Origin of the sequence: Mesorhizobium sp. M0830, from assembly GCF_040319965.1 — a bacterium.
Classification (GTDB): domain Bacteria; phylum Pseudomonadota; class Alphaproteobacteria; order Rhizobiales; family Rhizobiaceae; genus Mesorhizobium.
The window spans coordinates 1-13,721 of sequence record NZ_JAMYOR010000023.1 but is presented as its reverse complement, the minus strand read 5'-3'; the positions used below and the strand labels follow the sequence as shown (position 1 = coordinate 13,721).

Sequence of the window (13,721 nt, the reverse complement as noted above, 5' to 3'; positions counted from 1 at the left end):
GGCCATGATCGAAGCAGAGATTTTCCGGGCCCTGGCCGACCCGACGCGCCGAGCCGTCTTTGAGCGGCTCGCCTCTGGCGAAATGACGGTATCGGAATTGCGCACCGGCATGACGGTGTCGCAACCGGCGGTATCGCAGCATCTGGCGGTGCTGCGCGGCGCCGGCCTGGTGGTCGAGCGCCGCGCGGGCCGCAACGCCTATTACCGCGCCGACCCGCAAGGGCTCGGCCCCTTGCTCTCCTGGATCGAACGCTACCGGACCTTCTGGCCGGAACGCATCGAAAGACTGAAGGCGGTTTTGAAGGACATGGACCAATGAAAAACGCTCGATCGATGAAGGCCGACAGCCATCGCGAGATCTCTCCCGATGCGATCGAATTCGAGTATGACCTTGCCGAGCCGCCGGAAAAGGTATGGCGGGCTCTGACCGTGCCTGAGTTGCTCGCCGCCTGGATGATGCCGAACGACATCAGGCCGCAGACCGGCAATCGTTTTGCCTTCGCCGGGCCGGACGCAGCGATCGAATGCGAAATTCTCGACGCCGAGCCGGAGAAGCTGCTGCGCTATTCCTGGCGGGAGCAGCCAGGCGACGCCGCGCGACAGGATAGCCTCGACAGCGCATTGGACAGCATTGTCACCTTTACACTTGCCCCTACAGTTTCCGGCGGCACCCATCTGCGCATTGTCCATGACGGCTTCGCCCGCAAGGCAATGCCCGCGGTCGCCATGGCGGGCGCCAACTGCCGGCTTTCACTCGACGCAACCGATTCACGCAAGCCAATCGCCGCAAACACGCCTCGCCTCTTGTTGCGTGCAGCCTGAACAGGGACAATGGAGAGAAGATCATGAGCGGTGTTGCCAGTCTGGTGCCGATGGTCATCGAGCAATCGAGCCGCGGCGAACGCGCCTTCGACATCTTTTCGCGGCTGTTGCGCGAACGCATTGTCTTCATCAATGGCGAGATCAACGACGACATCTCGGCGCTGGTCTGCGCACAGTTGCTGTCGCTGGAATCGGACAATCCCGACAAGGAGATCTCGCTCTATATCAACTCGCCGGGCGGCGTGGTGACCAGCGGCTTCGCCATCTACGACACGATGCAATACATCAGTTGCCCGGTCTCGACCGTGTGCATGGGCTTTGCCGCCTCGATGGCCTCGTTCCTGCTGATGGCAGGAACGGCCGGGCGTCGTATCTCACTGCCGAACGCCACCATCCTGCTGCATCAGCCGCTTGGCGGCTTCCAGGGTCAGGCCTCCGACATCCAGCGCCATGCCGAGCGCATCGTCCAGACGAAACGGCACATGGCCGAACTCTACGCGCAGCATTGCGGCCGCACCTATGAAGAGGTCGAACGCACGCTGGACCGCGACCACTTCATGACCGCCCGCGAGGCCCAGGCCTGGGGCATCGTCGACCATGTCTTCGACACACGAGAAAAGGCGGCATAAAAGTGGGCCGGATCGCATTCCCGCCCGCGGTCAAGTGGTCGCCCAAAGTGGCCCGGTTTTGGGAGAATGACATGCATAATGACATGCATAAAGACAAAGGGCTAAAACGCGTCGCCTGAATCCGCTCTCGAAACACGACATGCTTTGGAAGATTTGACGATGTCGGGCTGGTCCCGTCGACGGCATGCCACTATCATCCTGGGATGATCGACACTCATCCGCCCAGAACATTGCACCGTGTGATCGCCATTGTAGCGCTCGCGTGTCTCTCGAGCGGCTCGGCGTTCGCAGACGATAGCTCGGCGCAGGCGCAAAAAAGAGCCCTGCCCGGCGTGGCCGGCGATTATCGAATCGCCAAGCCGGCTCCCGAGCCCGAACCCGACGACGCATTTCCCGGCAACGGCAACGGCCAGTTCAAGATCGGTGACACGGATGTCAGGATTTCAGGCAGCATCACCGTCGATGTCGGAGCCGGCTCAATCCGGCAGCCGCGCCACTGATAGTGGTGCCGGCGTGCCGCGCAGGCATATCGCCAACAAGACAATCCGCACATAAATGGCCCCGCCGTGCTTTGCGCAAACGGACGGGGCCTTTTTGGATCTCAAATCCAACTTCTACCGGGGGCGTACTGCCGGCATTTGATTTCGGATGCAACGCGGCGTCAGCCGACGATCCGACTGCAGTCTCTGATTTTTACGGAGTATGGCAGGTCACGGTTTGTCGGGTGGCGCAGACGCTAAACCCTGGCACTTATGCCTGCCGCGGCTCCAGTAACAACTGGAACCCTGGGGGACGATCCGGTGGCGTCATAGCTCCGCTCCTTTGTCCATTCCAACGTTGTCGTCTCGAAGCACAAATCGCTAATGCCTGCGGCGTCTCGCAGGCCGCCTCCGGGCGGCGAGACCATCGAAAGACGGCCGGCTTCGTTGACTACCAGAGTCTGCCCCCGTGTGTCGGGGACGTCAACCGGCAATAGACAGATACCGAAAAATGTGATCGCCCGGAGATTGCGTACAGGTCAGTTTTTGCACAGCTTTGTCAGGAGCGTGTTCGGTCTTTGTTCTTTCCGCTTGCCCGTTTACGCGAAAGACGGTTAAACGCTTTTGTTGGGAATTGTGGCGTCTCTCGACGCGGCGGCAAAACTACCTACATAGGGGATGGCTGGGAAACTCGCCATTCCAGGAAATTCCAGATTCTGAGGCGGCGACCGGCGATGGCCGACCATAAATATCTTTCCATTCGCGGGGCGCGCGAACACAATCTGAAGAATGTCGATCTCGACCTGCCGCGTGACAGCCTGATTGTCATGACCGGCCTGTCGGGTTCCGGCAAATCCTCGCTTGCTTTCGACACCATCTATGCCGAAGGGCAGCGCCGCTATGTCGAGAGCCTGTCGGCCTATGCCCGGCAATTCCTCGAAATGATGCAGAAGCCTGACGTCGACCAGATCGACGGCCTGTCGCCTGCCATCTCGATCGAGCAGAAGACCACCTCGAAGAACCCGCGTTCGACGGTCGGTACCGTCACCGAGATCTACGACTACATGCGCCTGTTGTTTGCGCGCGTCGGCATCCCCTATTCGCCGGCCACCGGCCTGCCGATCGAGAGCCAGACGGTTTCGCAGATGGTCGACCGCGTGCTGGCGGTCGAGGAAGGCACCCGTCTGTTCATCCTTGCGCCGATGGTGCGCGGCCGCAAGGGCGAGTACCGCAAGGAACTGCTGGAGTTGCAGAAAAAGGGCTTTCAACGCGTGAAGGTCGACGGCGTCTTCTATGAAATCGCCGACGTGCCGGCGCTGGACAAGAAATACAAGCATGACCTCGACGTCGTCGTCGACCGCATCGTCGTGCGCGGCGATCTGGCGACACGGCTCGCCGACTCCATCGAAACCGCTTTAAAGCTGGCCGATGGGTTGGCTGTCGCCGAATTCGCCGACAAGCCGCTCGATGCCAGCCAGACCGGCGAGGATTCGGTCAACAAGTCGAAGAACGAGACGCATGAGCGCATCCTGTTCTCGGAAAAATTTGCTTGTCCCGTGTCCGGCTTCACCATTCCGGAAATCGAACCGCGCCTGTTCTCGTTCAACAATCCGTTCGGCGCCTGCCCGACCTGCGACGGTCTTGGTAGCCAGCGCGCCATCGACGGCAATTTGATCGTGCCGGACGAAAACATCTCGCTGCGCGACGGCGCCGTCAGCCCATGGGCGAAGTCGACCTCGCCCTATTACGCGCAGACGCTGGAAGCGCTCGGCAAGGCCTATGGCTTCAAGCTCGGCGACAAGTTCAAAGACCTGACCGAAGAGGCAAAGGAAGCCATCCTGCGCGGCACCGGCGAGCGCGAGATCACCTTCCAGTACGACGACGGTCTGCGCTCCTACAAGACCACGAAAACCTTCGAAGGCGTCATTCCCAATCTCGAGCGGCGCTGGAAAGAGACCGAATCCGCCTGGATGCGCGAGGAGATCGAGCGCTTCATGTCGGCCACACCTTGCCCGGCTTGCAAAGGTTATCGGCTGAAGCCCGAGTCGCTGGCGGTGAAGATCGCCGGCAAGCACATCGGCGAAGTCACCGAGCTTTCCATCCGTAAGGCCGACCGGTGGTTCACCGACCTGCCCGCCTCGCTGAACGACAAGCAGAACGAGATCGCGGTGCGTGTGCTCAAGGAAATCCGCGAGCGGCTACGTTTCCTCAACGATGTCGGGCTCGACTATCTGACCCTGTCGCGCAATTCCGGCACGCTGTCGGGCGGCGAGAGCCAGCGCATCCGGCTGGCGTCGCAGATCGGCTCCGGCCTCACCGGCGTGCTTTACGTGCTGGACGAGCCGTCGATCGGCCTGCATCAGCGCGACAATGCCCGCCTGCTCGACACGCTCAAGCACCTGCGCGATATCGGCAACACGGTGATCGTCGTCGAGCATGACGAGGACGCCATCCTGCATGCCGACTACGTCGTCGATATGGGCCCGGCCGCCGGCATCCATGGCGGCGAGATCATCGCCCAGGGCACGCCGCAGCAAGTCATGGCCAACCCCAATTCGATCACCGGCAAATATCTGTCGGGCGCGCTCGAAGTGGCGACGCCTGACGTGCGCCGCGAAGCGAAGAAGAACCGGCGCCTCAAGATCGTCGGCGCTCGCGGCAACAATCTGAAGAACGTCACCGCCGAAATTCCGCTCGGCACGTTCACCGCCGTCACCGGCGTGTCGGGCGGCGGCAAGTCGACCTTCCTGATCGAGACGCTGTTCAAGGCGGCCTCGCGCCGCATCATGGGCTCGCGCGAACACCCGGCCGATCATGACCGCATCGAGGGCCTGGAATTCCTCGACAAGGTCATCGACATCGACCAGTCGCCCATTGGCAGGACCCCGCGCAGCAATCCGGCCACCTACACCGGCGCCTTCACGCCGATCCGCGACTGGTTCGCCGGCCTTCCAGAAGCCAAGGCGCGCGGCTATCAGCCCGGCCGCTTCTCGTTCAACGTCAAGGGCGGGCGCTGCGAAGCCTGCCAGGGCGACGGCGTCATCAAGATCGAGATGCACTTCCTGCCCGACGTCTACGTCACCTGCGACGTCTGCCACGGCAAGCGCTACAACAGAGAGACGCTCGATGTGCTGTTCAAGGGCAAGTCGATCGCCGACGTGCTCGACATGACCGTCGAGGAAGGCGTCGATTTCTTCGCCGCGGTGCCGGGCGTGCGCGACAAGCTCGATACGCTGAAGCAGGTCGGCCTCGGCTATATCCATATCGGCCAGCAGGCAACGACGCTGTCCGGCGGCGAGGCGCAGCGCATCAAGCTCGCCAAGGAACTGTCGCGCAAGGCAACCGGCAAGACGCTCTACATCCTCGACGAGCCGACCACCGGCCTGCACTTCCACGACGTCGCCAAACTGTTGGAAGTGCTGCACGAGCTGGTCGACCAAGGCAACACGGTGGTCGTCATCGAGCACAATCTCGAAGTGATCAAGACCGCGGACTGGGTGCTCGACCTCGGCCCCGAAGGTGGCGATGGCGGCGGCGAACTGGTCGCCTCCGGCACGCCGGAAGCAATCGTGCGCGAGAAGCGCAGCTACACCGGTCAGTTCCTCAAGGAGCTGCTGGAGCGACGCCCCGGAGGCAAGCGCGAAGCCGCGGAGTGATGATCGGACCGGCGGCACGTGGGGGAGCTTTTGAATGACAATCAGAAGAGCGCTGGCCGGTGATCTCCAAACTGTCGTGTCGCTGACCGAAGCCGCCTATGCTCCCTACACCGCATTGTTCGGCGCGCCGCCGATCCCGGTCACCGAGGACTACGCTCCGCGCATCGAGCGCGGTGAGGTCTGGCTGCTGGAGAGCGGCGGCGAGCTTGCCGGAGTGCTCACGCTGGAGCGGCATGACGATCACGCGATGATCTTTTCCGTCGCCGTGGCCCCGGCCTTCCAAGGCAAGGGCCTCGGCGTCGCCCTGCTCAAACACGCCGACGAACAGACGCGCCTCTGGGGCTTGCCCGAGGTGCGGCTCTACACCAACGCCAGGATGGAGCGGAACATCGCGCTCTATCTGGCCTATGGTTTCCATGAAACGGGTCGCAGGCCCAATCCCTACCGGCCAGGCTGGGTGCTCGTCGACATGGCAAAGCCAGTCGATGAAGCGGCCTGATTTTTCTTCACTGGCCAGATTTCTTCACTGGGAGGATGACAATGAGCACATCGGGAACAATCCGCGCCGGCATGGGCGGCTGGACCTTCGAGCCCTGGGATACGTCCTTTTATCCCGACAAGCTTTCCAAGGCCAAGCAGCTGAACTACGCCAGCCGGCAGGTGCCGACCATCGAGGTCAATGGCACCTACTATTCCAGCTTCAAGGAACCGACCTTCGTCAAATGGGCCAGCGAAGCGCCGGACGGTTTCGTCTACGCGCTGAAGGGCAATCGCTTCGTCACCAACCGCCGCATGCTCGGCGAGGCCGGCGAATCGATAATGCGCTTCCTCGGCTCAGGCGTGACCGCGCTCGGTGAAAAGCTTGGGCCGATCCTGTGGCAGTTCGCGCCGACCAAGAAATTCGATCCGGATGACTTCGAAGCCTTCCTGAAACTGCTGCCGGAAAAACAGGACGGCGTTGCGCTGCGCCACGCGCTTGAAGTACGCAACGATAGCTTTATCGTGCCGGAATTCGTGGCGCTGGCGCGCAGACACAAGGCGGCGATCGTCTATGCCGATCATGCCAAGTATCCCGACATCGCCGACGTTACAGCCGATTTCGTCTATGCACGGCTGCAGACCGGCAGCGACGACAATCCCGATTGCTACACGTCGAAGGGTCTCGATGAATGGGCCGCGCGTGCAAAGACCTGGGCGGAGGGCAAGCAGCCGGCCGACCTGCGGCGTGCCGATCCCGGTACCGATGCACCAGTCCAGCCGCGCGACGTGTTCGTCTACTTCATCACCGAGGGCAAGGTGCGCGCGCCGTTCGGCGCCATGGCATTGATGAAGCGAGTGAATTAGAGCGGCGAACCTCCATCAGGCGCCTTAGATTGTTGTTGGAACCTGCCCGGCGCATTGATCGTTTTATCCTGGCAGACGGCGACGTTTGCGACATCGCGAACGCTGAGCCAACGATCCCGCAAGTTCCTGCATCGGAAGCAGGGACTTGAAAAAGGGCAACGACAAATGGCTATCATCCTCCTCGGAGCATTGCTTACTGTCGCTGGCGTTGTGTACATGGCAGGCGCCGTCCTTTGGCGCGGGAGGCTTAGCGATCCTGCGCCTGTCGTTCCGGATCGCCCGATGCCACACCTCGCAACACCAGGACCGACGCTCGAGCCACGCCGGCGGGGGCTCAGTTTCCTCGGCCTGTCGCAGAATTGGCCAGGCCTGTTGATGATGGGCATTGGCCTGGCGCTGCTGTTGTTGTCGGCGCTCTTCTGATACTCTGCGGAATCTCGACATCTTCACTGATATCGTAACCTTATCGATACTTCCTTGCTGCATGAATCCAGTTGGGCGCAGAGTTGCTCCAGCGCGGGCAAGGAAGAGGGCATGTCACTCGACTACAACTCACTGCTGCTCGCTGTCGGCTTTTCCGCCGCCTGCCTCAGCCTGACGTTGTTCGGCATCTGGCTTACAGCGCGTTCGGAGAAATTCTTGCTGACCTGGGCGGCCAGCGTGCTGCTGGTTGTCGGCGACGTCTTCACCTACAAAGCCTATATCGACAAGCCCGGACCGATGCTCGGCGTCGCCTCATTTACGCTGCTGCTGCTCGGCTTCTCGACCATGCTCGGCGCCGCCCACCAGTTCACCACGGGCCGCTCTCCGCTGCCGCGCATCGCGCTCGGCGCCAACATCTCGCTGGCCCTAGCCCTGCCGCCGATGGTGCTCGGCTATGACGGACTGGGGTTCATGCTGGAGAATTTTTTTGCCGCGCTGCTGCTCTTCGCCACCGCTCTCGAATACTGGAAGGGCCGTGCCGAATCCCCTGCCCCGATCATCGGGGTCGCGGCGCTCTATTCGATCACCGCCGTATCCTTCGTGCTGTGCGCCATGGTTCTGGCATCGGACGGCAAGCTTGTGCTCGGCCATGCGCCGAGCAACTGGGCCGAGGACCTCAGCCTGGTCATCGTCATCGCCTGCATGACCGGTATCGGCTCCCTTTCGCTGGCACTCAACCAGGGGCGCCTGGCACAGTATCACCGCCGCAACGCGCTGACCGATCCGCTGACCGGCCTTCTCAATCGCCGAGCCCTTTTCGACATGCACGGCGATGCGCCCGTCGGCGCCTTCACGGCCGTGGTGGTGTTCGACCTCGACGGCTTCAAGGCCATCAACGACGAATTCGGCCATGCCGCCGGCGATGAAGTGCTGAGGGTGTTCGCCAGGGATCTCGCCGGCAATCTTCGCCCGGCCGATGTCGCTGCGCGCATGGGCGGCGAGGAATTCGCGCTGGTGCTGAAGCGGACCTTGCCCGAAACGGTGGAAGCCACCGCCGAATCCATCCGGGCAGCTTTCGCCGCGCGTCGCATCGAAACCGAGGCAGGCTCGCTGATTTGCACGGTCAGTGCCGGATTTGCTTTCGGCACCAAAGAGGGCCTCAGCTTCGACAAGGTGCTCAGCGCCGCCGACAAGGCGCTCTACGCCGCCAAGCGCGGCGGCCGCAACCGCGTCACCGCCTCGGCATTACGGCGCGTGGGTTAGACCACGCGCATCTATGCCATGGCGACGGCCCGGAGAGATTGCGGCTCTTATGCCGCCATGACGATTTCATTGAAAGCGTCCAGGTCGACATAGAAGACCTTGGTGATCTCCTCGATCAGGTCGTCATGGCCGTAGCCTTGGGACTTCAAGATGTTGATGGCGGTGATGATATCGACGCGCTCGGTAAGCCGCCGCTTCTGGTAGTCCTCGACATAACGTTCCATGGCTGTCCCTTGGCCTGTGTGCCCAAACGCGTTTGAACGACAGAGATCGCAGGAGAGAAGCTAGGAAGCCTTGCTTGCGTGAAACTTGCCCGGTGCTAGCCACGCCCTCGATCTGCGATGAACCAGACTGATACGGAAGCGGCCGACTCACAAAAGCCCTGTGAAAGACTAGCACGCGGTATATGGTGCACCAGTGACGCAGATGGCTGGATCGGAGAAATATTGGACTTGCCAAGGACTTCGGATCGTCAACTGAAGTCCAGCGACGATTCTAGAGCGCGTCGCGTCGAAACGGATTCATGCGCCGCGCTTCCATTCATGTCGTTGTCTCAAAACGAGGGCCACTTTTGAGCGACATGCATTAGACCGTCAGGAACTTGCGTACATCAGCACGGTCTAAATCTTCCGCCGGGCCGGTATGGACGATCAGGCCACGGTCCATGATGTTGACCTCGTCGGCGAGTTCGCGGCAGAAATCGAGATATTGTTCGACCAAAAGCACGGCGATGCCGGCCTGGTCGCGCAGATAGCGGATGGCACGGCCGATATCCTTGATGATCGACGGCTGTATGCCTTCGGTCGGCTCATCGAGCACCAGCAGCTTCGGCCGCATCACCAGCGCCCTGCCGATGGCGAGCTGCTGCTGCTGGCCGCCGGAAAGGTCTCCGCCACGCCGGCCGAGCATCTGCTTGAGCACCGGGAACAACTCGAAGACATGCGCGGGAATGTTGCGGTCGGTCCGCTTCAGGGGCGCGAAGCCCGATTCGAGATTTTCCCGTACGGTGAGCAGCGGAAAGATCTCCCTGCCCTGCGGCACGAATGCGATGCCCGACCGGGCGCGGTCATACGCCGCGCTCCGGTCGAGCGCCTTCCCCTCGAAGGCAACGCTTCCGCTCGTCAGCCGGTGGTGGCCGACGATCGATCTCATCAAACTGGTCTTGCCGACGCCGTTGCGGCCGAGCACGCAGGTGATCTTGCCCGCGCCCGCCTTCAGCGACACGCCGCGCAGCGCCTGGGCGGCGCCGTAGTGCAACGTGGCATTGGAAACTTCGAGCATGTCAGCGCCTTCTCCAGAACCTGAGAAACGACAGATCGAAGCGATGGAATTGAACCCGCCAGACCATGCTCATCTCCCCAGATAGACTTCGACGACTCGCTCGTCGGCCGACACGAAATCGAGTGTGCCTTCCGACAGCACCGAGCCCTCGTGCAGGCAGGTGACCTTGACGCCGAGTTCGCGCACGAAATGCATGTCGTGCTCGACGACAATGACGGAATGATCGCGCGCAATATCCTTGAGCAGGCGCGCGGTTTCCTCGGTCTCTGCATCGGTCATGCCGGCGACCGGTTCGTCGACCAGAAGCAGCTTCGGATCCTGCGCCAGCAGCATGCCGATCTCGAGCCACTGCTTCTGTCCATGGCTGAGATTGGCTGCCAGGTCGTTCCGCTTGTCGCCAAGCCGGATGATGCCGAGGATGTCGTCGATCTGCCTCGTCTCTCGGGCCGAGCGGCGATGGAACAGCGCCGGGAAGATCGAGCGCGGACCCTTCAGCGCCAGCATAAGGTTTTCCTCGATCGTGTGGCTTTCGAAGACAGTCGGCTTCTGGAATTTGCGACCGATGCCCATCATGGCGATCTCGGCCTCGTCATGCTTGGTGAGATCCACCTCTCCGTCGAAGAACACCTCGCCCTCGTCGGGCCGCGTCTTGCCGGTGACGATGTCCATCATCGTCGTCTTGCCGGCCCCGTTGGGGCCGATGATGGCCCGCATATCGCCCTTGTCGAGCACCAGCGACAGGTTGTTGATGGCACGGAAACCGTCGAAGGAAACCGAGACGCCGTCGAGATAGAGGATCGTGTTCGACTTTGACATGATCGCTCACTCCGCCGGCTGCGGCTCGGGGCTGGTCGCGGACCAGTCACCGGGCTTTCTCGCTTCGCTACGAACAATCTTTGCCGGCAGTGGGACGTCGGCATCGGTGCCGGCTTCCTCGGCAATCGAGGCTGCCCGCAGCGCCTTGGCGTTGCCGCGCCAGGAATCCCACATGCCGACGATGCCCTTGGGCAGCAAAAGCGTGACGGCGACGAACAGCCCACCCAAGGCAAACAGCCAGAACTCCGGCAGCACGCCGGTGAACCAGGATTTGCCGGCATTGACCAGCAACGCACCGATGATCGGCCCGACAATGGTGCCGCGTCCGCCGACAGCGGCCCAAACGACGACCTCGATCGAATTGGCCGGCTCGAATTCGCCCGGATTGATGATGCCGACCTGCGGCACGTAGAGCGCACCCGCAATCCCGGCCATGACAGCCGACACGGTGAAGGCGAACAGCTTAACGTTCTCCGCCCGCCAGCCGAGGAAGCGCGTGCGGCTCTCGGCGTCGCGCACCGCCATCAAGAGCTTGCCGTATTTGGAGCCGACGATCGCCCAGGTGACGAAAACGGCGAGTGCGAGCGTCACCGCGCTGGCCGCGAATAGCGCCGAACGCGTCGCGTCGGCTTGCACGTTGAAGCCCAGAATATCCTTGAAATCGGTCAGCCCGTTATTGCCGCCGAAACCCATGTCGTTGCGGAAAAACGCGAGCAGCAGCGCATAGGTCATCGCCTGGGTGATGATGGAGAGATAGACGCCGGTGACACGGCTGCGGAAGGCAAACCAGCCGAAGACGAAGGCGAGCAGGCCCGGCACCGCCAGCACCATGAGGCCGGCGAACCAGAAATGATCGAACCCAGTCCAGAACCACGGCAATTCCTTGTAGTTCAGGAACACCATGAAATCGGGCAGGATCGGGTTGCCATAGACGCCGCGCGAGCCGATCTGGCGCATCAGATACATGCCCATCGCATAGCCGCCGAGCGCGAAGAAAGCGCCGTGGCCGAGCGAAAGAATGCCGCAATAGCCCCAGACAAGGTCGAGCGCCAAGGCGAGCAGCGCGTAGCAGAGATATTTGCCGGTCAGCGCCACGATATAGGACGGGATGTAGAACGCGCTCATCGGCGAGGCCGCCAGATTAAGCAGCGGCACGATGATAGCCACCGCCAGCAGGATGAGAACCGTGATGGCGATGCGGCGGTCCGCGCCGGCGGCGAAGAAGCGTCCTGAGATCATGCCTCCACCGCCCTGCCCTTGAGCGCGAACAGGCCGCGCGGGCGCTTCTGGATGAACAGGATGATCAGGACCAGCACGACGATCTTGCCGAGCACGGCGCCGGCATAGGGCTCAAGGAATTTGTTGACGATGCCGAGCGAGAAGGCGCCGACCAGCGTGCCCCACAGATTGCCGACGCCGCCGAAGACGACGACCATGAAGCTGTCGATGATGTAGCCACGGCCAAGATTGGGCGAGACATTGTCGATCTGGCTGAGCGCGACACCGGCGATGCCGGCAATGCCGGACCCTAGCGCGAAAGTCAGCGCGTCGACCCACGGTGTCCTGATGCCCATCGAGGCGGCCATGCGCCGGTTGGCGGTGACCGCGCGCATCTGCAGGCCCCAAGGCGTGCGCTTCATGACATAGAGCAGCACCGCGAAGACGGTGAGCGCGAAAACCAGGATCCACAGCCGGTTCCAGGTGATCGCAAGCTGGCCGAGATTGACTGAGCCCGACATCCAGGAGGGGTTGCCGACCTCCTGGTTTGTCGGCCCGAAGATCGAGCGTACCGACTGCTGCAGGATCAGCGAAACGCCCCATGTCGCCAGCAGTGTCTCCAACGGCCGCCCATAAAGGAAACGGATGATGCCGCGCTCGATGATCAGACCAACCAGAGCCGAGACGAGGAAGGCGAGCGGCAGTGCAATGACCAGCGACCAGTCGAACAGGTCCGGAAAAGACGTACGGATCAACTGCTGGACGACGAAGGTCGTGTAGGCGCCCAGCATGACCATCTCGCCATGCGCCATGTTGATGACGCCCATGACGCCAAAGGTGATGGCAAGCCCGATTGCCGCCAGCAGCAGCACCGAGCCAAGCGAAATGCCGTACCAGATGTTCTGGCCCGCATCCCAGAAGGCCAGTGTCGAGTTGATGGTGGCGATCGCGGCTGTCGCCGCTTGCTTGACCGCATCCGGGGAATTCGCCTCGACCGAAGTCAGCAATGAAACCGCATCACGGTCGCCCCGTGCACCGATGAGTGCAATTGCGGCGAGCTTGTCCGCGTCTGGCCGGTCGGAGACCAGGACGGAGGCCGCACGAGCCTGTTCGAGCAGAGCCTTGACGCTGGCCACGGTCTCACTGGCGATCGCGGTGTCGAGCGGCTCGATGTTTGCGGCATCGGGTGTCTTGAACATGGTGTCGGCGGCGGCAATGCGGACAGTCGGATCCTTGGCGCCAAGCGTCAGCGTGCCCAGCGCATCGCGGATGACGCGGCGCAGCGTATTGTTGACCTTGATCTTGGTGATTTCGTCCTTGGCCGCTTCGCCCGACGCTTCGCCGCTCAGCGGATCGAAAAGCAGGACGCTCTCGCCTGCTTCCTTGCCGGCAAACACCAGGGCATCGGCCTTGCGGACATAAAGATTGCCGTCGGCGAGTGCCGCAAGCAGCCGCTCCACCGCCGGATCGCCGGTAGCCGCCAGTTCGTGGACGACGGCTCCTGTCTCCGAAAAGCCCTTGGCCGTCGCGAATTTGGCGATGATGCCGCGCAGATCGGCCTCGCCTGCGCCCGATGACGACAGCATCGCCAGCAGGAACAACAGCGTCAGGCCCGCGCGGATCAAGGTCATCGGCTTCTGTTAGCCCCTTGGAGGTTTGAATTGGGCGTGCGGCGCGCGGGGGGACACCGGCGCGGCCGCGCCGGGAGGTCAGATACGCCACGGTCCTGGGGCGAACGTCGAGACCGCGGGCGGGGATCTAGGTTCTTTTGCGCCCCCCAGCGCCGGGGG

At 62.3% G+C, this 13,721-nt stretch carries 14 protein-coding genes; 9 read left to right on the top strand and 5 right to left on the bottom strand.

The window, feature by feature from the left end; all coding sequences use genetic code 11:
* The first annotated feature begins 4 nt into the window (after positions 1-4).
* The 9 genes from NKI20_RS15775 to NKI20_RS15735 all read left to right on the top strand — a co-directional run bounded on the left by NKI20_RS15775 (position 5) and on the right by NKI20_RS15735 (position 8,616).
* Positions 5-319 carry an ArsR/SmtB family transcription factor gene (locus tag NKI20_RS15775; protein ID WP_352831806.1) on the top strand — a complete coding sequence of 105 codons (315 nt, stop codon included), beginning with the start codon at positions 5-7 and terminating at the stop codon, positions 317-319.
* Entirely contained in the window at positions 316-822 is a 507-nt protein-coding gene (locus NKI20_RS15770) for an SRPBCC family protein (protein ID WP_352831804.1), read from the top strand. Before NKI20_RS15775 ends, NKI20_RS15770 begins: the two co-directional genes overlap by 4 nt.
* 23 nt (positions 823-845) lie before the next feature.
* Complete coding sequence (locus NKI20_RS15765; RefSeq protein ID WP_352831802.1) at positions 846-1,451, top strand: ATP-dependent Clp protease proteolytic subunit; 606 nt, start codon at positions 846-848, stop codon at positions 1,449-1,451.
* 203 nt (positions 1,452-1,654) lie between these two features.
* Positions 1,655-1,951 (top strand): hypothetical protein, encoded by a 297-nt coding sequence (locus tag NKI20_RS15760; RefSeq protein ID WP_352606135.1) that lies wholly within the window; start codon positions 1,655-1,657, stop codon positions 1,949-1,951.
* 713 nt (positions 1,952-2,664) lie between these two features.
* On the top strand, positions 2,665-5,586 hold the full coding sequence (gene uvrA / locus NKI20_RS15755; protein WP_352606133.1) for an excinuclease ABC subunit UvrA: 2,922 nt from the start codon (positions 2,665-2,667) through the stop codon (positions 5,584-5,586).
* A 34-nt stretch (positions 5,587-5,620) separates the two neighbouring features.
* Positions 5,621-6,085 carry a GNAT family N-acetyltransferase gene (locus NKI20_RS15750; RefSeq protein WP_352606131.1) on the top strand — a complete coding sequence of 155 codons (465 nt, stop codon included), beginning with the start codon at positions 5,621-5,623 and terminating at the stop codon, positions 6,083-6,085.
* Positions 6,086-6,126: 41 nt separating this feature from the next.
* Positions 6,127-6,930 carry a DUF72 domain-containing protein gene (locus NKI20_RS15745; protein WP_352606129.1) on the top strand — a complete coding sequence of 268 codons (804 nt, stop codon included), beginning with the start codon at positions 6,127-6,129 and terminating at the stop codon, positions 6,928-6,930.
* 282 nt (positions 6,931-7,212) lie between these two features.
* The gene (locus NKI20_RS15740; protein ID WP_245266605.1) at positions 7,213-7,353 is read left to right on the top strand and encodes a hypothetical protein; all 141 of its coding nucleotides are present in this window, start codon (positions 7,213-7,215) and stop codon (positions 7,351-7,353) included.
* 111 nt (positions 7,354-7,464) lie between these two features.
* On the top strand, positions 7,465-8,616 hold the full coding sequence (locus tag NKI20_RS15735) for a GGDEF domain-containing protein (RefSeq protein WP_352831798.1): 1,152 nt from the start codon (positions 7,465-7,467) through the stop codon (positions 8,614-8,616).
* Positions 8,617-8,663: 47 nt separating this feature from the next.
* Here NKI20_RS15735 and NKI20_RS15730 read toward each other — a convergent pair whose 3' ends face one another.
* The 5 genes from NKI20_RS15730 to urtB form a co-directional block, all read right to left on the bottom strand.
* Positions 8,664-8,840, bottom strand: coding sequence for a hypothetical protein (locus NKI20_RS15730; protein WP_023759335.1), 177 nt, complete (start codon positions 8,838-8,840; stop codon positions 8,664-8,666).
* 361 nt (positions 8,841-9,201) lie between these two features.
* Positions 9,202-9,897 carry an urea ABC transporter ATP-binding subunit UrtE gene (gene urtE / locus NKI20_RS15725; RefSeq protein WP_352831796.1) on the bottom strand — a complete coding sequence of 232 codons (696 nt, stop codon included), beginning with the start codon at positions 9,895-9,897 and terminating at the stop codon, positions 9,202-9,204.
* Between the two features lie 69 nt (positions 9,898-9,966).
* Positions 9,967-10,713, bottom strand: a complete 747-nt coding sequence (gene urtD, locus NKI20_RS15720) for an urea ABC transporter ATP-binding protein UrtD (protein WP_352606125.1) — start codon at positions 10,711-10,713, stop codon at positions 9,967-9,969.
* Between the two features lie 6 nt (positions 10,714-10,719).
* The gene (gene urtC / locus NKI20_RS15715; RefSeq protein ID WP_352831793.1) at positions 10,720-11,952 is read right to left on the bottom strand and encodes an urea ABC transporter permease subunit UrtC; all 1,233 of its coding nucleotides are present in this window, start codon (positions 11,950-11,952) and stop codon (positions 10,720-10,722) included.
* Positions 11,949-13,562, bottom strand: a complete 1,614-nt coding sequence (urtB, locus tag NKI20_RS15710) for an urea ABC transporter permease subunit UrtB (RefSeq protein WP_352831791.1) — start codon at positions 13,560-13,562, stop codon at positions 11,949-11,951. Before urtB ends, urtC begins: the two co-directional genes overlap by 4 nt.
* Positions 13,563-13,721 lie beyond the last annotated feature (159 nt).

Bases quoted from the DNA above. Each gene is read 5' to 3' on its own strand.
- NKI20_RS15775 (WP_352831806.1), top strand. From the start codon at position 5: ATGATCGAAGCAGAGATTTTCCGGGCCCTGGCCGACCCGACGCGCCGA.
- NKI20_RS15770 (WP_352831804.1), top strand. From the start codon at position 316: ATGAAAAACGCTCGATCGATGAAGGCCGACAGCCATCGCGAGATCTCT.
- NKI20_RS15765 (WP_352831802.1), top strand. From the start codon at position 846: ATGAGCGGTGTTGCCAGTCTGGTGCCGATGGTCATCGAGCAATCGAGC.
- NKI20_RS15760 (WP_352606135.1), top strand. From the start codon at position 1,655: ATGATCGACACTCATCCGCCCAGAACATTGCACCGTGTGATCGCCATT.
- uvrA (WP_352606133.1), top strand. From the start codon at position 2,665: ATGGCCGACCATAAATATCTTTCCATTCGCGGGGCGCGCGAACACAAT.
- NKI20_RS15750 (WP_352606131.1), top strand. From the start codon at position 5,621: ATGACAATCAGAAGAGCGCTGGCCGGTGATCTCCAAACTGTCGTGTCG.
- NKI20_RS15745 (WP_352606129.1), top strand. From the start codon at position 6,127: ATGAGCACATCGGGAACAATCCGCGCCGGCATGGGCGGCTGGACCTTC.
- NKI20_RS15740 (WP_245266605.1), top strand. From the start codon at position 7,213: ATGCCACACCTCGCAACACCAGGACCGACGCTCGAGCCACGCCGGCGG.
- NKI20_RS15735 (WP_352831798.1), top strand. From the start codon at position 7,465: ATGTCACTCGACTACAACTCACTGCTGCTCGCTGTCGGCTTTTCCGCC.
- NKI20_RS15730 (WP_023759335.1), bottom strand. From the start codon at position 8,840: ATGGAACGTTATGTCGAGGACTACCAGAAGCGGCGGCTTACCGAGCGC.
- urtE (WP_352831796.1), bottom strand. From the start codon at position 9,897: ATGCTCGAAGTTTCCAATGCCACGTTGCACTACGGCGCCGCCCAGGCG.
- urtD (WP_352606125.1), bottom strand. From the start codon at position 10,713: ATGTCAAAGTCGAACACGATCCTCTATCTCGACGGCGTCTCGGTTTCC.
- urtC (WP_352831793.1), bottom strand. From the start codon at position 11,952: ATGATCTCAGGACGCTTCTTCGCCGCCGGCGCGGACCGCCGCATCGCC.
- urtB (WP_352831791.1), bottom strand. From the start codon at position 13,562: ATGACCTTGATCCGCGCGGGCCTGACGCTGTTGTTCCTGCTGGCGATG.